Source organism: Agromyces protaetiae (genome assembly GCF_030866785.1).
Taxonomy (GTDB): Bacteria; Actinomycetota; Actinomycetes; order Actinomycetales; family Microbacteriaceae; genus Agromyces; species Agromyces silvae.
In genome coordinates this window covers 730,540-750,109 of the sequence record NZ_CP133018.1, presented here as the reverse complement: position 1 = coordinate 750,109, position 19,570 = coordinate 730,540, and the positions used below count along the sequence as shown (strand labels likewise).

17 protein-coding genes are annotated in these 19,570 nt (G+C 71.1%); 5 read left to right on the top strand and 12 right to left on the bottom strand.

What is annotated here, in order from left to right; all coding sequences use genetic code 11:
• The first annotated feature begins 18 nt into the window (after positions 1-18).
• Complete coding sequence (locus QU602_RS03445) at positions 19-414, top strand: RidA family protein (protein WP_308798773.1); 396 nt, start codon at positions 19-21, stop codon at positions 412-414.
• A gap of 181 nt (positions 415-595) precedes the next feature.
• On the opposite strand, the gene QU602_RS03440 is transcribed toward QU602_RS03445, so the two are convergent.
• From QU602_RS03440 to QU602_RS03430, 3 genes are all read right to left on the bottom strand, one after another.
• On the bottom strand, positions 596-2,593 hold the full coding sequence (locus QU602_RS03440; protein ID WP_308798771.1) for a serine hydrolase: 1,998 nt from the start codon (positions 2,591-2,593) through the stop codon (positions 596-598).
• Positions 2,594-2,840: 247 nt separating this feature from the next.
• Positions 2,841-4,430, bottom strand: a complete 1,590-nt coding sequence (locus tag QU602_RS03435) for a sensor histidine kinase (protein ID WP_308798770.1) — start codon at positions 4,428-4,430, stop codon at positions 2,841-2,843.
• Complete coding sequence (locus tag QU602_RS03430; RefSeq protein WP_308798768.1) at positions 4,427-5,173, bottom strand: response regulator transcription factor; 747 nt, start codon at positions 5,171-5,173, stop codon at positions 4,427-4,429. The genes QU602_RS03435 and QU602_RS03430 overlap by 4 nt, the downstream gene beginning before the upstream one ends.
• Positions 5,174-5,418: 245 nt before the next feature.
• On the opposite strand from QU602_RS03430, the gene QU602_RS03425 reads away from it, so the two are divergent.
• The gene (locus QU602_RS03425) at positions 5,419-6,162 is read left to right on the top strand and encodes an amidase domain-containing protein (protein ID WP_308798767.1); all 744 of its coding nucleotides are present in this window, start codon (positions 5,419-5,421) and stop codon (positions 6,160-6,162) included.
• Positions 6,163-6,242: 80 nt separating this feature from the next.
• Here the strand turns inward: QU602_RS03425 and QU602_RS03420 are convergent, their stop codons facing one another.
• From QU602_RS03420 to QU602_RS03390, 7 genes are all read right to left on the bottom strand, one after another.
• Positions 6,243-7,286, bottom strand: coding sequence for a sugar phosphate isomerase/epimerase family protein (locus QU602_RS03420; RefSeq protein WP_308798766.1), 1,044 nt, complete (start codon positions 7,284-7,286; stop codon positions 6,243-6,245).
• Positions 7,283-8,152, bottom strand: a complete 870-nt coding sequence (locus tag QU602_RS03415; RefSeq protein WP_308798765.1) for a sugar phosphate isomerase/epimerase family protein — start codon at positions 8,150-8,152, stop codon at positions 7,283-7,285. Before QU602_RS03415 ends, QU602_RS03420 begins: the two co-directional genes overlap by 4 nt.
• A 137-nt stretch (positions 8,153-8,289) precedes the next feature.
• Positions 8,290-9,498, bottom strand: a complete 1,209-nt coding sequence (locus QU602_RS03410) for a substrate-binding domain-containing protein (RefSeq protein ID WP_308798764.1) — start codon at positions 9,496-9,498, stop codon at positions 8,290-8,292.
• A complete protein-coding gene (locus tag QU602_RS03405; protein ID WP_308798763.1) occupies positions 9,498-10,673 on the bottom strand; it encodes an ABC transporter permease in 1,176 nt (391 codons plus the stop codon). The genes QU602_RS03410 and QU602_RS03405 overlap by 1 nt, the downstream gene beginning before the upstream one ends.
• Positions 10,670-11,794, bottom strand: a complete 1,125-nt coding sequence (locus QU602_RS03400; protein ID WP_308798762.1) for an ABC transporter permease — start codon at positions 11,792-11,794, stop codon at positions 10,670-10,672. Before QU602_RS03400 ends, QU602_RS03405 begins: the two co-directional genes overlap by 4 nt.
• Positions 11,791-13,380 (bottom strand): sugar ABC transporter ATP-binding protein, encoded by a 1,590-nt coding sequence (locus tag QU602_RS03395; RefSeq protein WP_308798761.1) that lies wholly within the window; start codon positions 13,378-13,380, stop codon positions 11,791-11,793. Before QU602_RS03395 ends, QU602_RS03400 begins: the two co-directional genes overlap by 4 nt.
• The gene (locus tag QU602_RS03390; RefSeq protein WP_308798760.1) at positions 13,377-14,483 is read right to left on the bottom strand and encodes a Gfo/Idh/MocA family protein; all 1,107 of its coding nucleotides are present in this window, start codon (positions 14,481-14,483) and stop codon (positions 13,377-13,379) included. The genes QU602_RS03395 and QU602_RS03390 overlap by 4 nt, the downstream gene beginning before the upstream one ends.
• 115 nt (positions 14,484-14,598) lie before the next feature.
• On the opposite strand from QU602_RS03390, the gene QU602_RS03385 reads away from it, so the two are divergent.
• The 3 genes from QU602_RS03385 (at position 14,599) to QU602_RS03375 (ending at position 17,568) form a co-directional block, all read left to right on the top strand.
• The gene (locus QU602_RS03385) at positions 14,599-15,789 is read left to right on the top strand and encodes an ROK family transcriptional regulator (RefSeq protein ID WP_308798759.1); all 1,191 of its coding nucleotides are present in this window, start codon (positions 14,599-14,601) and stop codon (positions 15,787-15,789) included.
• A gap of 385 nt (positions 15,790-16,174) precedes the next feature.
• Positions 16,175-16,795, top strand: a complete 621-nt coding sequence (locus QU602_RS03380) for a YqaJ viral recombinase family protein (protein ID WP_308800262.1) — start codon at positions 16,175-16,177, stop codon at positions 16,793-16,795.
• Positions 16,792-17,568: an alpha/beta hydrolase gene (locus QU602_RS03375; RefSeq protein WP_308798758.1), complete on the top strand. Its 777-nt coding sequence runs from the start codon at positions 16,792-16,794 to the stop codon at positions 17,566-17,568. Before QU602_RS03380 ends, QU602_RS03375 begins: the two co-directional genes overlap by 4 nt.
• Positions 17,569-17,732: 164 nt before the next feature.
• Here QU602_RS03375 and QU602_RS03370 read toward each other — a convergent pair whose 3' ends face one another.
• Both QU602_RS03370 and QU602_RS03365 read right to left on the bottom strand, forming a co-directional pair.
• The gene (locus tag QU602_RS03370) at positions 17,733-18,437 is read right to left on the bottom strand and encodes a Pr6Pr family membrane protein (RefSeq protein WP_308798756.1); all 705 of its coding nucleotides are present in this window, start codon (positions 18,435-18,437) and stop codon (positions 17,733-17,735) included.
• 127 nt (positions 18,438-18,564) lie between these two features.
• The gene (locus QU602_RS03365; RefSeq protein WP_308798755.1) at positions 18,565-19,527 is read right to left on the bottom strand and encodes an ArsR/SmtB family transcription factor; all 963 of its coding nucleotides are present in this window, start codon (positions 19,525-19,527) and stop codon (positions 18,565-18,567) included.
• Between the last annotated feature and the right edge of the window lie 43 nt (positions 19,528-19,570).

Sequence of the window (19,570 nt, the reverse complement as noted above, 5' to 3'; positions counted from 1 at the left end):
GGTGGCAGCATGCGTGGCATGGAGATCACACACGTCAATCCCGCCTCGCTGCACACGAATCCGGCGTTCAGCCAAGGGGTGCTGGTGCGCGGCGATCACGACACGCTGGTCGTGGGCGGCCAGAACGGCACGGATGTCTCGGGCGCGATCGTCGACGGCGGCGCAGCCGCGCAGACCGAGCAGGCGCTGCGTAACGTGCTCGCGGTGCTCGCCGAGGCCGGCGCCGACCAGACGAACGTCACTCGGCTCGCCGTCTACCTCGACCCGACCGTGTCGGTCGACGAGGGGTTCGGAGCCTCGATGCGGGTCTGGGGACCGCACCCCACGGCGATCACCGTGCAGTATGTCGCGAAGATGGGCCGCCCCGGTGCACTCGTCGAGATCGAGGCGCTCGCCGCGATCCCGCGCGAGTGAGCGTGGACGAACCACCGCTGGCCGAGCTGGGCGCGAGCGAGGAGCGCACGTATCGAGACCTATGCGAGTCCGATGAGACTCGCTCGCCAGGTCTCGACACGCGTCGCCGCTCCTCGCCGGCGCCCCGCGTCGGCGACACGCGTCGCCGCTCCTCGCCGGCGCCGCTCGACCAGCGGTGACCTCAGCGACCCGTTGCGGGCCGCCGGAGGCGGGTCAGCAGGAGTACGCCGAGTCCCATCGCGATGACGAGCCCCGCTACGCCGAGCCAGCTTTCGACCGGTGCACCGGTCGCCGCGAGTGCGGCATCGGGGCGCGCAGTTGCGGACGGGTCGGTGCCGGCGTCGGGGTCACCCGTGCCCGGCAGCCCGCCGCCGGTCCCGTCGCCACCGCCGGGCCCCTCCTCGGGCGCCGTCTCGAGCACGTACGCGTACACGGCCGCGCCGATGCGCTGCAGGTACGGGTTCGCGGTCGCCTGCACGTCGCCCGTGAAGCCGGTCTGCCGGGTCGAGAACACCGAGAGCGTGAGCTCTTGGCCTGGCACGAGGAGCAGGCCGATGTCGTGGCTGACGTCGGCGTTCTCACCGGTCTTGTGTGCGAGCACCTCGGCGGGGATCGTCGCTCCGAGCTTCGTCTTCACCTCCTGCTGCAGCATGAGGTCGACGATCGTCTGCGCCGACTCCGCGGTCAGCAGGTCGGGGCGCACGAGGTCGCCCTCCGCGAGGTCGTAGAACAGGGTCATGAGCTGGTCGATGCCGTACGGCGTCAGCCAGATGTCGCCGTAGACGGGCACGATCGGGCCGAACATCTTGCGGCCGAAGTGCAGGTCGCCCTGGCCGATGCCGGCCGACCGGGTCAGCGCGTTGATCGGGTCGAAGCCACCGACCACGTCGACGAGCTTGTTCGTCGCGGTGTTGTCGCTGACGGTGATCATGAGGTCGAGCATCGTGCCGACGCTCACGTCCTGCGGGAAGGGGTTGTTCAGCAGCACGCCCGACCCGCCGTAGCGCTCCGCCTCGGTGATCGTGTAGATGTCGTCGAGGCTCAGCGCGCCGGACTGCACCTGGTGCATGACGGTCGCCGCGAGCGCCATCTTGATCGTGCTCGCCGTGGTGTACCGGTCGAGCTTGCCGAGGTACAGCGAGCGCTCGTCGTAGTAGCCGGTGAGGTCCGACACCGCGACGCCGAGGTCGACGCCCGCGACGGATGCCTCGTCGAGGATCGGCTGCACGACTGAGGCGAGCTCGGGCCACTCGTCCGACACGGGGATGGTCGGGTCGGGGATCGGCGCGTCGACCGGCTCCTGCAGGAACTCGTAGACGATCGTCGCGGCCTGCTGCACGTACAGGTCGACCTCCGCACGCGGGCGGCTCGAGCTGAACTCGGTCGTCGCGGTGAGCGACACTTCGCGTCCGTCGAGGAAGATGGTGCCGCTGTCGTGCGACACGTCGGCGAGCTCCCCGGTCTTGTTGCCGAGGTGCTCACGCGGGATGACCGCACCGAACTTGGTGTCGACCAACTGACCTTTCATGAGGTCGATGATGTGCTCGCTCGACGACGCGCTCAGGATCTCATGGCGGTACAGCATGCTGATCAGCTGGGTCACCTCGTCGGCGTTGATCCAGTTCTCGCCGAGCGGCGGTGTCGCGGGGTGGATCATCTTGCGTCCGAGCCAGAGCGTCTCGAACCCGAGACCTGCCATGTAGGCGTTCACGGCGTCGAACCCGCCCGCCCGATCGATGAGCACGTTCGTCGCCGTGTTGTCGCTCACCTGGACCATGAGCTCCATGAGCTCGCGCACGCTGATGTCGAGCGGGAACTCACGATTCCGGAGCGTGCCGGAACCGCCGACGATATTCGGGTCGCCTGCGGGGATGGTGATCAGCTCGTCGAGGCTCAGCGTGCCGGCGTCGGCCTCGTCCATGAGCAGCGCGAGCAGCGGCAGCTTGATGATGCTCGCCGCCTTGTACGGCTCCTGGCTCCCGGTCGAGAGCACCTCGCCGCCGTACGTCCCGCTCAGGTCTTCGACCGTGACGGCCATCCGCACGCCATCGGCCTCGGCCTCGCCGATGAGCGTGTCGAGTCGAGTCTCGAGGTCGTCCCAAGCGGCCTCCGGCAGGGCGGCGTGCGCCGGAGCGGCCGCCACGAACACCGTCGAGGCGGCCAGCGCGACGCCGGCCACCCCCGATATCGCTCGGACGACGCGGGCTCGCTTGACGGAGCGGATTCCTGGGGGCATTCGGGACGTCCCTTCTGCGGCGCCGAGGCCGTGACAGTCGACTCGGGCGTCGGTACGCCCGAGTGGACTCAATCAGGAGGGCATTTCCGGATCGTAACCACGCATTTCCCGCCCGTTACGGCGACGACATAGGTGCATCACCTTCTCGTCGATTCCTCGGAGGTGGAGATCATGGAAGGCTCCCCACCCGTCAGTCGCGCCGAGCCGCCCCCGCCGCGAGCGGCAGCCGCACCGTGAACACCGTGCGCCCGGGCTCGGTGTCCACGGACACCTCGCCGTGGTGCGCCTCGGCCACCGCGCGCACGATGGCGAGCCCGAGCCCCGTGCTTCCTGCACGACGCGAGCGCGAGCTGTCGCCGCGCGCGAAGCGCTCGAACAGGGTGTCGCGCAGGTCCGGGTCGATGCCCGGGCCGTCATCGGCGACGGTGATCACGGCCGACGAGGCATCCGTCGTCAGGGTCGCGACGACCGAGGTGCCCTCGGGGGTGTGCACGCGCGCGTTCGTGAGCAGGTTGCCGAGCACCTGGCGCAGACGCGCCTCGTCGCCGGGCACGACGACCGGCGCGTCGGGCAGCTCGACCGTCCACTCGTGGTCGGGGCCCGCGACCTGCGCGTCGGCGACCGCGTCGGCGACGATCGGGCCGAGCTCGACCTCGCCGGCGACGAGCTCGCGGCCCTCGTCGAGGCGCGCGAGCAGCAGCAGGTCCTCGACGAGCTCGGTCATGCGCACCGACTCGGACTCGATGCGGCCGATCGCGTGCAGCACGTCCTCGGGCAGTGAGCCGCCGTGCAGGCGAGTGAGCTCCGCGTAGCCGCGGATCGACGCGAGCGGCGTGCGCAGCTCGTGCGACGCGTCGGCCACGAACCGGCGCACCTTGCGTTCCGACTCCTCACGGGCTGAGAGTGCGGATGCCACGTGGCCGAGCATGCGGTTGAACGCCGTGCCGAGGCGGCCGACCTCGGTGCCCGGTTCGTCGACCGGCACGCGCTCGTCGAGGTCGACGTCACCGCGTTCGAGCGGGAGTTCCGACACCGCCTGCGCGGTCGCGGTGACCCGCTCGAGCGGCTCGAGCGACCGGCGCACGACGAGCGAGCCCGCGCCGAGCGCGATGAGCAGGCCGCCCGCGGCGACCAGCACGACCGTGACGGTGAGCTGCGCGGTCTGCGCGCTCACGTCGGCCAACGGCAGGGCGAGCACGACCCGCACGCCAGGCTCCGACTCCACGGCGAGCGCGCGGTACTCCCCCAGCGCGCCGGCCCGGATGGTGTGCGGCGTGCCGTCGGGCGAGACCGCGGCGAGCGCGGCGGTCGCCGCCGGACCGGCCTCGATGATCTGGCCGTCGTCGATGTACGCCGCCGTCGAGGCGGCACCCCGGACCAGGCCCCCGAGCGTGCCCTCGGGCTGGCCCGGCACGCCGAGGAACCCCTGCACGGTGGCGAGCGCGTCGGCCGGGAACCCGGTACCGGCCGCCGTGTCGGCCCGCGACGACGCCGCCCGCAGGCTCGCGTCGAGCCGGGCCACCGACGAGGCGTGGAAGAGCAGCACGGTCGCGACGCCCACCGCGACGCTCATGGCGACGAGCAGACCCGCGATGAGCACGAGCAGACGGCGCCGGATCGTCCACGGCCCGCGCGCGAACGGGGTGCGCTCGAGCACGGCGCCCAACCCCGAGGCGTGCGTCCGACCCGAGGCATCCGCCCCGACCGCTGCGTCCGCCTGCTCGCGCGCGTGCGCCGCGCGCGAGGCCGCGGCGTACCCGGGCTCGCCCGGATGGGTCATCCGTTCGCCGCCTTCAGCATGTAGCCTGCGCCGCGGACCGTGTGGATCATGGGCGTGCGACCCTGGTCGATCTTCTTGCGCAGGTACGAGATGTAGAGCTCGACGACGGACTCCTTGCCGCCGAAGTCGTACGACCACACCCGGTCGAGGATCTGCGCCTTCGACAGCACACGGCGCGGGTTGCGCATGAGGAAGCGCAGCAGCTCGAACTCGGTCGCCGTGAGCTCGATGGGCGTGCCGTCGCGCTCGACCTCGTAGGAGTCCTCGTCGAGGGTCAGGTCGCCGACGCGCAGGACCGGGTCGCGCTGCTGCGCGAGCGTGAGCGTGGAGCGACGGATGAGTCCGCGCACGCGCGCGACGACCTCTTCGAGGCTGAACGGCTTGGTGACGTAGTCGTCGCCGCCGGCGGTGAGACCCGCGATGCGGTCGTCGAGCGAGTCCTTCGCCGTGAGGAAGAGCACGGGCGTCTCGGTGCCGTCGGCGCGGACGCGCTGCAGCACCTCGAGGCCGTCGATGTCGGGCAGCATGATGTCGAGCACGATCGCGTCGGGGCGGAACTCGCGCGCGGCCTTCACGGCCGCGAGGCCGTCGCCCGCGGTGCGCACGTCCCAGCCCTCGTAGCGGAACGCCATCTTCAGCAGGTCGGCGAGGGATGCCTCGTCGTCGACCACGAGCAGACGGACCATCGACCCGTCGGGCTTGTGCAGCTGAGGGATGCGCTGGGTCGCCTGCTCGGTGCTCATGCTCCTAAGTATCCGCACGTATCTATGCGATTCCTATGGGCTTGCTGTCACGAGTCTGAGCCCCTGGTCCATGCCCGTCGAGGAGCCTGGGCGCCCCGCGCGCCGAGGAAGAGGAGCGCGGTCGAGAATCCGTATGCCAGTTCCCCCTCACGTGAGGCGGAACTGGCATAGGGCATTCGGCATCTGGCAAGCGATCCTTCCCGCCCGACGAGGCACCTTGGCACTCGGGATTTACATATGTGCGCATGAAACGGTGGCCGGAGATGTCGAAGCACCGCGAAACACCCCTGCTCATCCGTCGCCGGCTCATCGCACTCGGTGCCGGGGCCGCCCTGCTCGTCGGCGTCGTCGGGGTGAGCGTCGCGATCGCGGCGGGCGGGGCGGACCACCGCACTGCCGACACCGCGGCCGACACGTCGATCTCCGCGGCGGAGCCGGGGCCCGAGGCCGAGCCCGATGAGCAGGCGTCGGCGGCGGCGGGCACCGACTTGTCGGCGCTCTCGCCCGCGGTCGCCGCACAGCTCGCGTACGTCGAGGCGAACTGGCAGTCGACGTCGAACGAGGAGTTCGGGTTCCTCGAGGCGAGCGACTGTGTGAACTTCGCGAGCCAGTCGCTGCTCGAACGCGGCTGGCAGCCCGACGACGAGTGGTGGTACGAGCCGGGCGGCGACCCGTACGCGCACGCGTCGCCGTGGATCAGCTCGACCGCCTTCCGCGACTACCTGGAAGCGCATCCCGAGCGGGCGACCGCGCTCACCGACGACCAGCGCGACCAGGTGAAGGTCGGCGACATCGTGCAGTTCGACTGGGACAACTCAGGCGACCGCGACCATACGGGCATCGTGACCGGCGTCACGACGAACGCCGACGGCACGATCTCGATCGCGTACGCGGGGCACACCGACCCGACCTACGATTTCACGGTGGACGAGGCCATCACCGTGAAGCACCCTGGCGGCACCGCCTACTACTGGAGCATCCCCGAGTAGTCGGCCCTCCTCCGCGCCACTTCTGCGCCCCCCGCGCCAGCAGTGCTGGCGCGGGGGGCGCAGAAGTGGCGCGGAGCGCGCTACTGGTTCGAGAAGGCGGCGTCGAAGGACGCGGTCGGCAGCGGCCACAGCTTCGAGCGGATGAATCCCACGGCCTCCGCCGCACCGTGCAACCGGTCCATGCCGGCGTCCTCCCACTCGACCGAGATCGGCCCCGAGTACCCGATCGACTCCAGCGCCCGGAACGAGTCCTCCCACGGCACATCCCCGTGCCCGGTCGACACGAAGTCCCACCCGCGCCGCGGGTCGCCCCACGCGAGGTGCGACCCCATGATCCCGGCCCGACCGTTCGCCGGCCGCAACCGGGTGTCCTTGCAGTCCACGTGATAGATCCGGTCCTTGAAGTCCAGGATGAACCCCACCGGATCGACACCCTGCCACATCATGTGCGACGGATCCCAGTTGAACCCGAACGCCTCACGGTGCCCGATCGCCTCCAACGTGCGCACGCTCGTCCAGTAGTCGTACGCGATCTCGCCCGGGTGCACCTCGTGCGCGAAGCGCACACCCTCCGCGTCGAACACGTCGAGGATCGGGTTCCACCTCGCCGCGAAATCCTCATACCCGGCGTCGATGACCGACGCCGGCACCGGCGGGAACATGGCCACGTACGGCCAGATCGACGACCCCGTGAACCCCACGACCGTGTCGACCCCGAGCTTCCGCGCCACCCGCGCCGACCGCTTCATGTCCTCCGCGGCGCGCTGCCGGACCCCCTCGGCGTCGCCATCGCCCCACGTATACGGGCGCACGATCGCCTGATGCCGGAAGTCGATCGGCGCATCGCACACCGCCTGCCCCGTCAGATGGTTCGAGATCGCATACACCTCGAGCCCATACCGCTTCAAGATCTCCCGCCGCTGCTCGAGATACCCCGGCTCCTCCTCGGCCAGCTTCAGATCGAGGTGATCACCCGACGCCGCGATCTCGAGCCCGTCATACCCCCACTCGGCCGCCAACCGCGCGACCTCTTCGAACGGCAGATCCGCCCACTGTCCGGTGAACAGGGTCACCGGGTGGGTCGACTTCGGCGAATCGGACACCGGCGTGGATGCATCCGTCATCGGGCTTCCCTCTCGTCTTGCAGCGCGGTCAGATAGCGGATGCTCCGCTCGGCGAGCGCATCCTGCGACGGCGCGAGCGGCCGCCACACCGAGGCGGCGACCGCGATGGTCGCGTTCTCGCCTGTGAAGCTCTCCAGGCCGAGCGGCCCGGCGTACCCCGCGTCGTCGAGCGCGTCGAGAAACGCCGGCCAGTCGATGTGGTCGTCGCCCACGGCGCCGCGGTCGTTGCCGCACACCTGCACATGGGCGAGGTGCTCGCCGGCCGCGCGGATCGCGTCGCCGACGTGCTTCTCCTCGATGTTGAGGTGGTAGCTGTCGAGCGCGAGCCCGAGGCCGGGCCCGAGCAGCGGGCCGAGCGCGTCGAGCGCCTGCTCGACGGTGTTCACGAGACTGGTCTCGTAGCGATTCAGCGGTTCGATGGCGAGCCGGATGCCCCGCTCCTCGGCCTGCCTGACCACCGGCGCGAGGCTCGTGCGGAGCTCCCGGTACAGGTCTTCGCGCTCTTCGGCGTCCATGCGCCAGGTACGCCCGGTCGATGCCGTGAACGGCCCGGCGACGACGCGGGACCCGAGCCGCTCGGCGACCTTCACGCAGTGCACGAGATAGTTCTGCGTCGCGACGATCTCGGATCCGCGCGCGGCGACGAGGTTGCGGCCGGGGCCCATCGCCCCGACGACGATCGGGGCGAGCCCGTGCTCGGCCAGCGTCTCGGCCGCGGCGTCGGGCGACCAGTCGCCCGGCTGCTCGACCGGCAGCTCGATCGCCCCGAAGCCCATGCCCGCGGCTTTCGCCGCAAGCTGGGGTAGCGGGCCGTCCGTCAGAGGCGACACCCAGACCCAGGTGTTCACACCGATCGTGCGCCGCATGCGGTCTCCTCTCACCAGCACCGAGTGTTAACGATCTACCCGAAATCGGCCATCATTTCGGCCTCAGTCGGTGCAGATCGTTAACACTCGGCGGATTGGGGTGGTGGGTGGGTGGGTGGTGGGTGGGTGGGTGGGGGTTAGGGGATGACGCGGTCCTCCCAGACCTGCGGGTAGCCGGGCAGGTTCTCGCCGCCGAACTTGGCGTAGTGGCCGTCGGGCATGCCCTCGTTCAGCGCGAGGTACTCGTCGACCTCCTCAGCCGTGATCGGGCTCTGCGGGAGCACCCACTCCTTCGGCACCTGCTGGCCCGCGAAGATCATCTGCGCGGCGAGCAGCGGCGTCCGCCACTGGAAGTTCGAGTACACCGGTGCGAGACCGGTGAGGCCCGTCTCCTTCCACTTGCGGAGGAAGCTCATCTCGTCCTCACCCGTCATGACGGGGTAGTCCGCGCCGGCGTCCTCGAACGCCTCGATGGCGGCGACGGCGCCGTCACCGGCGTCCATCCACACGCCCTGCACGTCGCCCTTGGCGAGCTCGTCGGAGATGATCTTCTTGATCTCAGCGGGGTCGGCCCCGGTGAAGTAGTCGACCGCCTCGATGCCGGCTTCCTCGAACAGCTTGTCGGCCGCGGCCCAGCGCTGTTCCAGCACGTCCACACCCGGCAGGATGCGGAGCGCCACCACCTTGTCGCCCTCGTTCAGGTTCTCGATGAGGAACTCGGCCGTGTCGATGCCCCACGCGAATCCACCGATGGGGTGGATGAACGTGACCGGGCAGTCGGTCTCGACACCGCGGTCGAACACGATCACAGGCTTGCCCGTGTCGCATGCGCGCTGCACCGCCGGCGTCATCGCGGCCGTGGAGTTCGGCGAGATGATGAAGACGTCGCAGTTGCCCTCATCGATGAAGTAGTCGATGTCGGCGATCTGCGTGTCGTCGGAGTCCTGCGCGTCACGCGTCTCCATCTCGGAGATCGCGCCGGCCTCCTGCAGCACCTGCAGCTGCTGGTTCATGGTGATCCAGCCGGTCTGCCGCCACGGGTTCGAGATCGAGGCGTTCGCGAAGCAGGCCTTCTTGGCGCCCTGGCTCGCGTACTGGGACGTGTCCACGAACTCGGCGTTGATGTACTGCAGATAGGGCTCGCCCTCGGGCCCCTCGGGCACGACGTCACGTTCGGCGTCCTGCTTGTCGAAGAGGGCCTGGTCGAACCAGTCGACCGACTCCTCGGTCTCTTCGGGCGCGGCGGACTCGGTCGTTCCCACATTGGGATCGGTGGTACAGCCGGCGAGCGTGAACAGCGCGAGTGCGCCGATCATGGCGGATGCCACAGTGATCCTGCGTCGCATCACGAACCTCCTTTGGTGTCGTTGTCGGCCCTCGGCGTCGAGGGAACGGGTGCAGGACGAGACGGCGCCGTGGTGGCATCCGACTCCTTCGACTCGGCGGCCCCAGGTGCAGAGGGTGGGGCTTGGTCGGGCCCGCCGGGTGAAGTCTCGAGGGCGCGGCCACGACGGCGCGCGCGGAAGGTCGTCGCCGCGTAGGCGACGGCGAGGATGATGATCGCGCCTTGGACGGCGTCACGGTAGGTCGACGGCACGCCTGCGAAGTTCAGCAGGGTGAACAGCGCCTCGAGCGCGAAGGCACCGGCCGCAGCCGCGACCACCCACCCGCGCCCGCCGCCGAGCACGACCCCGCCGAGCACGACCGCCGTGATCGCGGTGAACTCGTAGCCGCGGCCGACGCTCGGGTGCACACCCGCGTAGCCCACCAGCAGGATGCCTGCGACGGTCGCGGAGAGCGACGAGATGACGAACGTCGACGTCTTGACCCACCACACCCGGGCGCCCGCATACCGGGAGGTCACCGGGTTGTCGCCGAGCGCGATGATGGAGCGGCCGAACGGCCGGCGCGCGAACCAGATCGCGACGGCCAGGATCACGGTGAGCACCACGACCGACCACGGCAGGATCTCGAGCACCGGGATGTCGCGGATGCCGCCACGCCCGATCTCGCGGAACGAGTCGGCCGGGTTGCCGGTCGCCGCCCCGCCGGTCCAGTAGAGCACCGCGCCGAGCAGCGCGAGCATCATGCCGAGCGTGACGATGAAGCTCGGCACCCGGAGGAACGAGACGATCAGGCCGTTGACGAGCCCGATGAGCGCACCGAACGCGAACATGAAGATCGTCACCGGGACGATCTTCGACTCGTCCTGCCCGATCAGGTTGCCCGCGATCACGACCTGCGCGGTCACGACCGACCCCATGGAGAGATCGAACTCGCCACCGACGATCACGAAGTACTGGCCGATCGCGACGATCGCGATTGGGGCGACGCGCTGGATGAACCGGATGAACTGGCCGGGCTCCGCGAACGACGGGTTCATGACGGTGATCGCGACGAGCAGCACGATGAGCAGCAGGAACACCGCGCCGCGCGGGCTCACGAGCGTCCGGCCGAACTGCGCGAGCCGGTCGAGGAAGGTCGGCTGCTCGGCAGCCGTCCGGGGCGTGGTCGCGGTCATGCCTGCACCTCCTTGGTCTCGGCGCCGGCTTCGGACTCGCCGTCGGCGCGGTGCGGGCTCGCCGCCGTGGTCGGACCCGGCCCGCCGCCGCCCGCCGGGCCGATCAGGCCGCCCGGCCCGAACCTCGGCCGTCGGCGGTCGAGCTGTCGGCTGGTGTAGATCGCGACGGCCGCGACGATGACGATGCCCCGCACCACGTCCTTGAGGAACGGGTTGACCTGCAGCACGCTCATCACGTTGTCGACGACCGCGAAGATCGCGACGCCGCCGATGGTGCCCCAGATCGACCCGCGACCGCCCATCAGCAGGGTGCCGCCGAGCACGACCGCCGCGATCGAGAGCAGGTCGTACCCGCCCTGCGTGCCGACCGTGGGGCTGCCGACGCCGAGCCGGCTCGCGAGCAGCAACCCGGCGAGCGCGGCCGAGACCGAACAGAGGATGTGCGCGATGATGAGCGGCCGCGCGGTGCGGATGCCCGAGAGCCGCGCGACCTGCTCGTTGCCGCCGACCGCGTACATGTGGTTGCCGGTGCGGGTGCGGGCGAGGAACAGCGCCGCGAGCACGGCCACGAACAGCATGAGCAGCGTCGACACCGGGATCGGACCGAGGCCGGTCGCGCCGATGAGCTGGAAGTCCCACGGCACGTTGCCGCTGGTGCCCTTGTAGTTGGTATCGAGATAGCCCTTGATGATGAGGCCCGTGCCGAGCGTCGCGATGAACCCGTTCACCTTGAGCTTGGAGACGATGAGCCCGTTCGCGAGCCCGATGGCCGCCGCGACACCGAGCACCGCGAGCACGGCCAGCGGAATGTTCGCGGGGTTGCCGGCCATGAGGTCGGCCGCGATCAGGCTCGACAGGCTCACGACATAGGGCACCGAGAGGTCGAGCGAGGCGCACAGGATCACGAGCGTCTGCCCGATCGCGACGAACCCGAGCACGCTCATGCCCGTGAGGATGTCGCGGATGTTCCCGGCGCTGAAGAAGTTCCGGCCGATGCTCGCGAGCAGGATCGCCCCGATGACGATCACCGCGATCAGCGCGATGCCGACGATGAGCGAAGCGTCCAGCCGCCGGCGGCGGCGCGGCGCGCGCGTGCCGGTCGCGGGTGCGGCGGCGGTCATCGGGCACCTCCCTGCTCCGAGGGCTCCGTCAGCCCCGAGGCATCCGTCACCCCATCGCCGCCAGGCACCTTCAAGGTGCCGGTCGCGGCGGACAGGATCGTCGCCTCGTCGCTGCGCGCGGGCAGCTCGGCCGACGCCCGGCCGTCGTGCATGACGAGGATGCGGTCGGACATGCCGATGACCTCGGGCAGCTCCGAGGAGATCATGAGGATCGCGACCCCTTCCTTGGCGAGCCGGCGCATGAGCCGGTACACGGCGACCTTCGCGCCCACGTCGATGCCGCGCGTCGGCTCGTCGAGCAGCACCACCCGCGGTTTCGTGGCGAGCCACTTCGCGAGCACCACCTTCTGCTGGTTGCCGCCCGAGAGGTACTGCACCTCCTGGTCGACACCGCGCGAGACCACCTCGAGCGAGGTGAACACGCCCGGCAGCTCGCGACGGGTCTGGCTCGTGCGCCGGGCGAAGACCGACCGGATCACGAGCAGCGCATTGTCGAGGATGGACTGGTTCAGCGCGAGGCCCTGCGCCTTGCGGTCCTCGGTGATGAGGGCGAGCCCGTGTTTCACGGCCTGGCGCGCGTGCGAGAACCTGATCGTGCTGCCGTCGAGCCGCATCTCGCCGCGCGAGAACGGCGCGATGCCGAAGATCGCCTCCACGAGCTCGGTGCGACCGGAGCCCTGCAGGCCCGCGATGCCGACGATCTCACCCGCACGCACCTCGAGGTCGATGTCGTCGACGTACCCGTTGCCCGCGCCCTGCAGCTCCAGCCGCGGCTCGCCGACCTCGGTGCCGGGCTCCGCCTCGGGGAAGTACGTCTCGATCGGCCGGCCGACCATGCGTCGCACGAGCTCGTCGGTGTCGAGCTCGGCCGCGGGGCCGGAGGACACGAGTGCGCCGTCCTTCAGGACCGTGATGGTGTCGCACAGGTCGAAGATCTCCTTCAGCCGGTGCGAGACGTAGATGATGGCGACGCCACGTTCCTGCAGGCGCCGGATGATCGCGTAGAGCAGCTCGACCTCGTGATCGGCGAGGGCGGCGGTCGGCTCGTCCATCTGAATGACGCGCGCGTCGGTCGAGAGCGCCTTCACGATCTCGACGATCTGCTGCTCGGCGACGGTGAGGGTGCGCACCGGGGCATCCGCCTGGATCTGCTCGATACCGAGACCCGACAGCAGTTCCGTGGTGCGCGCGACCATGCCCTTGCGGTCGACGATGCCGCGCTTGCGCGGCTCGCGACCGAGGAACACGTTCTCGGCGACGGTGCGCTCGGGCAGCAGGTTGAACTCCTGGAACACCGTCGCGAGGCCCGCATGCGCGGCCTCGACCGGGTGGTGGAAGTCGACCGCGTCGCCCGCGAGCGTGACCGTGCCGGCGTCGCGCTCGTACACGCCCGCGAGGATCTTCATGAACGTCGACTTGCCCGCGCCGTTCTCACCGACGAGGCCGTGCACCTCGCCCGGGTGGAGCGTCAGGCCGACGCCGCGCAGCACCTGCACGCCGAAGAAGGACTTCTCGAGCCCCTCGGCCACGAGCACGGGCGCCGCATCGCGCGTCGCGGGGGCGCTCATGCCGTCGGCCGCGGTCATGCCGCCACCTCCGCCCAGGTGCCGGAGGCCGCCGACGCGAGCACGGCCTCCGTCACGCGCACGGCGCGCAGCCCGTCGTCGAAGGTCGGCAGCCCTTCGGGCCGCTCGCCCGAGATGGTCGCGTAGGTGTCGGCCACGAAGGCGTTGAACGCGTCTTGATAGCCCATCGGATGCCCCGCCGGCACGCGCGACAACCGCGCTGCGTCGGGCGAGAGACGGGCAGGATCGCGCTCGAGGATGCTCGTGACGCCCGTGCGGCCGACCCAGAGCGTCTCGGGGCGCTCCTGCTCGAAGCGCACGCTCGCCTCGGTGCCGCCGAGCTCGAGCACGAGACCGTTCTTGTGACCGGGCGCGACCTGCGAGACGAGCAGCGTGCCGATCGCGCCGCCCGCGAGCTCGACGACGACCGCGACGAGGTCTTCGGTTGCGATGTCGGTGTTCGTCGCCCGGGCGCCGAACACCGTGCGGGTCAGGGCGTTCAGGCGCACGACCCGGTCGCCCGTCGTGAACTCGAGCAGGTCGACCAGGTGCGAGCCGATGTCGGCGAACGCTCGGGACGGGCCGCCCTGCGTGGAGTCGACCCGCCAGTCGTCGTCGTGCGGGGTGGCGAGCCAGTCCTGCAGGTAGGAGCCGTGCACGCTGACGATCCGGCCGGCCGCGCCGTCGGTGAGGATCGATCGAGCCTCGCGGGCCATCGGGTGGTAGCGGTAGACGAACGGCACCGCGGCGACCAGGCCGCGGGCGGCGGCGAGCTCGGTGAGCTCGTGGGCGTCGCGGGAGTCGGTGGCGAGCGGCTTCTCGCAGATCACGTGCTTGCCGGCCTCGAGGGCGGCACGCACGATGCGCGCGTGCGTCGTGTTCGGGGTGCAGACGTGGACGACGTCGATCGCGGGATCGGCGAGCAGCTCGTCGAGCGAGCCGAAGCCGTGGTCGAGGCCGAGGCGGCCGGCGGCTTCGCGGGCCCGCTCGGCGGAAGAGGACGACCCGCCCACGAGCGCTGCGCCGGCGGCGCGAGCGGCCCGGGAGTGCACGGCGGCCATGAAGCCGCCTCCGACGAAGCCGGCACGGATCGTGCGGGCCGGGGCGGTGACATCCATTGTCATGCGGCCATGCTGACACAGCCGTGGCGACTTTTGCTAGTCATTCGTCAAAAGTTGTTCATCACGTTTCGGTTAACGCTCGGCCGACTTTAGGAAGACGGTGTGCTTTACTCGGTGCATGGTCGACATCAGCCGGGGATCGGCGCTCGGCGTCTCGGGTGCGAGCGAGCTGTTCCAGCTGCTCCGCGACGGGGTTCCGCGCACGCGGGCGTCGCTCGCGCAGACCACCGGACTCGCCCGCTCGACCATCGCCGCGCGCGTCGACGAGCTCATGGGACTCGGCCTCGTCACGCCCGTCGCCGACGCGAGGTCGACCGGCGGGCGGCCGCCGTCGCAGTTCGCACTCAACCCCGGCGCGCGCGTCGTGCTCGCGGCCGACCTCGGCGCCTCGCACGCGACCATCGCCGTCACCGACCTCGCCGGCACCGTGCTCGCCCAGCACGGCGAGCCCATGAACATCAGCTCCGGGCCCGAAGCCGTGCTCGGCTGGATGGTCGAGGCCGGACACGAGCTCGTCGACGGGCTCGGCCGCGACCGGCACGACCTCGCCGCGATCGGCATCGGCGTGCCCGGCCCCGTCGAGCACTCCACCGGGCGGCCGGTGAACCCGCCGATCATGCCCGGCTGGGACCGCTTCGACGTGCCCGGCTGGGTGCAGCAGCATCTCGAGGTGCCCGTGCTCGTCGACAACGACGTGAACATCATGGCGCTCGGCGAGCGCGCGATGGCGTGGCCGCACGTCGAACACCTCATGTTCGTGAAGGTCGCCACGGGCATCGGCTCGGGCGTCATCTCGGGCGGGTTGCTGCAGCGCGGGGCGCAGGGCATCGCGGGCGACATCGGCCACGTGCAGGTCGCGCGTGGCGCGGGCGTGCCGTGCCACTGCGGCAATCGCGGATGCCTCGAAGCGCTCGCGTCCGGCCCCGCGATCGCGCGGGCACTGCGACAGCAGGGCATCGAGGCGCAGACGGGCCGCGACGTGGTCGACCTCGTCAAGCGCGGCGACCTCGACGCGATCCAGGCGGTGCGTCAGGCGGGGCGCGACATCGGCGAGGTGCTCACGGCGTGCGTGAGCCTCGTGAACCCGTCGGTCATCGCGATCGGCGGCTCGATGGCGCGCGCGGGCGAGCACCTCATCGCGGGCGTCCGCGAGGTCGTGTACACGCGGTCGATGCCGCTCGCGACCGAGCATCTCGCGATCGTGCAGTCGGCCGCCGCCGAGAACGCGGCGGTGCTCGGCGCGAGCATGCTCGCGATCCACCACGCGCTCTCCCCCGAGGGCATCGACCAGCTCGCCGCCGCCCGCTGACCCCGCCCGCCCCGGCCCGCACGCCCAGCCCCGGCCCGCACGGCGTCGGGCCGACCGGGGGCACGGGTCGGGCCGACCCCGACACCGAGGCGGAAGCGGCGTCGCGTCGGAAGTCGAAAAGTGGGTCCGAAGTCACGTCCGCGCGCCTTCCAACCCACTTTTTCGACTTCCAACCCGCGTCCGCGCTCCAACCCACTGGCGCCGGACGCGGGACGCGCGGGCACGGTGGCGCGGTCCAGTGAGTGCGCGGCGGTACCCTCGATGGGTGACCCTCGCCCAGCCCTTCGCGCTCTTCGAGCTCGAGGACTACGCGCCCCCGGCGCGGGCTGCGGCCACGACGGAACGCGCGGAGCAGCGCCGCGAGCCGCACCCTCACGAACGGCGCATCGTCGCCGACTCGGGCGACCGCGTCGGCTGGCTGCGGGCGCGAGCACGCGGGGTCACCGCGACCGATGCGGCGAAGCTCTCGAGTCGCACCGCGGTGCGTTCGGCCGCATGGGAGAAGCTGCACGGCACCGGCGGGCGCCGCTTCGGCGGCAGCCGGTTCACCGACCACGGCCGCGAACGCGAGCCCGTCATCGCCGACTGGGCGCGGCGCGAGCACGGCATCCTGCCCTCGAGCCTGCTATTCCACGCCGAGACCGACCGCCGGCATCTCGCGACGCCCGACGGTCTGGTCATGCGCACCACCGGCGCGCTCGAGCTCTGCGAGATCAAGACGACCGCCAAGGCCTGGCGGGGCATTCCGCGCAGCTATCTGCGGCAGGTGTGGTGGCAGCAGTACGTGCTCGGCGCCGAGCGCACGCTCGTCGTCTGGGAACGCCACGAAGACTTCGTGCCGACCGGTGAACCCGAGTGCCGGTGGGTCGACCGCGACGACGACCAGATCGCCATCCTGATCAGCCTCGCCGAAGACCTGCTCACCCTCATCGCGCCGACCTCGCCTCCCCTCATGCCGCCCGGCGGCCGCGACCGCTCGTTCTACCGTCCGGGCCCGCTCGCGTGACCACGCTGCTCCTGCACGGCCTCGGTGCCGACCGACGCCAGCCGCTCGACCTCTTCGGGCCCGTCCTCACCACGCCGGGCGAGCGCATCGTCGCGGTCGACGTGCGCGCGCATGGCGCGAACGAGCTGATCGGCCGTGCCGAGGACTTCGCGATCGACCGGCTCGCCCAAGAGGTCGCCGACACGGTCACGGTCGCGGATGCCTCGGGCGAGGCCTCGACCGACCCGGTCACGGTCATCGGCATCTCGATGGGCGCAGCCATCGCGATGCGCATCGCGCTCCGCGGCCTGCTGCCGGTCGAGCGTGCCGTGTTCGTGCGGCCCGCCTTCGATGATCAGTCGCTGCCGCCGAACCTGCGCGTGTTCCCCGTGATCGGCCAGCTGCTGCACGAGGCGGGCGCCGCAGGCGCCGCGGAGTTCCGCGAGGGTGCCCGCTATCAGGCCATTGCGCGGGAGTCGCCGTCGGGTGCGAAGGGGCTGCTCGCCCAGTTCACCTCGCTCCGGGCCGCCGAGCGAGCGATCCGGCTCGTCGAGGTGCCCCGTAATCGCGCGTTCGCGGACGACGCCGAGCTCGCCGGACTGGGTGCCCGAGGCATCCGCTCGCTCGTGGTCGCGGCGCCTCGCGACCCGGTGCATCCGTTCGAGCTCGGCGAACGCTGGGCCGGCGCGCTCGGCGCGCCGCTCGAGCGCCTGCCCGCACGCGACGACGGCCTGCCCGTCTATACGGCGCACCTCCGCGAGTCGGTCGCGGCCTGGCTCGCCGCCACGCGCTGACCCGCCGCCCCGCGACCGCTGCCTCCCGCGACCGCCGACCCCGCCGCCCCGCGTCCGCTGCCTCCCGCGCGTGAGGACGACAATCGTGCTGCGGAGACCGGAAACCTGGACGAATGCCGTCCTCACGGAAGCCAGCAGGACGAATGCCGTCCTCACGAGACCGCTCAGCCGACGAGGGAGCCCGGGCGACCCGGGTCCGTGTCGGCATTCGGCGCGGCGGGGCTGCTCCGCGGCCGGGCGGGCTGACCGGGCGTGCGCAGCCGGCTGAGGGCGACGAGTCCCGCGCCGACGATGAGGATGAACGCCGCGATCGCGATGACGTACAGCGCGACCGCGCCGTAGCCGCCGGGCTGCGCCGGGTTCAGGAACGGGTACGGGTACCAGCCGACGATCGGCCCGCGCGTCAGTGAGTACACGACCCACACGATCGGGACCACGGCGATGAGCAGGTACCGGGACCACGGAACGCGGGTGCGGCCGGGCGCCAGGATCCAGTCGAGCACCACGAGGAGCGGCCCCCAGACGTGCAGGATCTCGTTCGACCACGGCACCGTCGTCGCCTGGTCGAGCGAGATGCCGCGCAGCAGCAGGTTGTACACGACGAGCGTGGTCGCCATGTACGTCGCGGCGCACACCCGCACCACCGTGAACCACGACGGCTCGACCGGGCGCGTGAACGCGAACCAGGCTGCGGTGAGCAGGGTGAGCGCGGCGAGCGCGTTCGACAGGATCGTGAAGTAACTGAAGAAGTTGACGAGGAAGAACGCGCGGTCTTCCACCAGCGACCAGCTCACCGCGAACTGCCCGACGATCGCGGCGACGATGAGCGCGGCCACGGCGATCCGCAGCACCCCGGTGATCTGATGCACGCCCACTCCCTTCGCCCGCCGCCGGCAGCGGCGCCGGTCGCAGCCTATCCAGATGCGACGCTCACCGGGCACCGGGACGGTGGAAAACCCCACGGAGCACCGCCGGCTGATCGGCGATGCCGGCGGGTCAGTGCGCGTCGCCGCCCGAGAGGAGCGCCGTGCCGAGCTCGGAGCGCAGATAGAGCACGCTGCGGCCGTATCGGGTCGACGTGGCGAGACCGGCATCGCGCAGCACGCGGAGGTGCTGGTTGACCGCCGAGGTGGTCACGCCGAACCGCACGGCCAGCTCCGTCGACGAGGCGGGCTCGGTGAGCGCGGTCATGAGCGCCGTGCGGGTCTCGCCGAGCACCGCGGTGACCGCCGACGGGTTCCCGATGCGTTCGGCCTCCCAGAGCGCGCCCTGGCCGCGCGCGGGGTAGAGGATCATGGGCGGGCCGTCGCCGACGGGAGCCGATCCGCGACGGGTGAACATGGTCGGCACGAGCGTGACCCCCTCGCCGCCGACGCGGCGCGTGCGCGGGGTCGGGTCGACGAGCGCGATCTCGAGCGCGCCGTGCGCGTAGCCGACGCGCGGGCTCAGGCTGTTGAGCATGGCGGCGAGGCCGGACTGGGCGATGAGGCGGCCGCGGTGCACGATGTCGGCCTCGAGCACGGTGCGCATGCGCGGCCAGTACGGCTCGACGCACGTGGTCCAGAGAGCCCGCAGCGCGGTCACGATCCGCGCCAGTGCGCGATCTGGTCGCCCCGCGAACACCTCGGGCACCCGGCCGAAGGCGGCGATCAGATCGAGCCTCGCGACGTCGGGCGACATGGCGGCGAGTGCCGCGAACTCGTCCTCGATGCGGGTCAGCGGGGACGCGGGTCGCGGGTTCAGGAAGTCGGGGGTCCAGCCACGCTCGTCGACGAGCGCGAGCAGCGCGGTGAGGTCGAGTTCGGCGCGCGCCGCCTCCGTCCGTCGCAGCCAGCCGAGCTGCAGCGGGAAGCGCGACGGCATCGCGATCGCACGGAGCGAGAGCCCGAGCTCGCAGAGCGGCGAGATCCCGAACCGCACCGCGCCCACGTCGTCTTCGGTGAGCAGGTAGCGGAGCATGAAGCACAACGCTACATCGTTTCTGCCGCCCGGCACGGCCTGG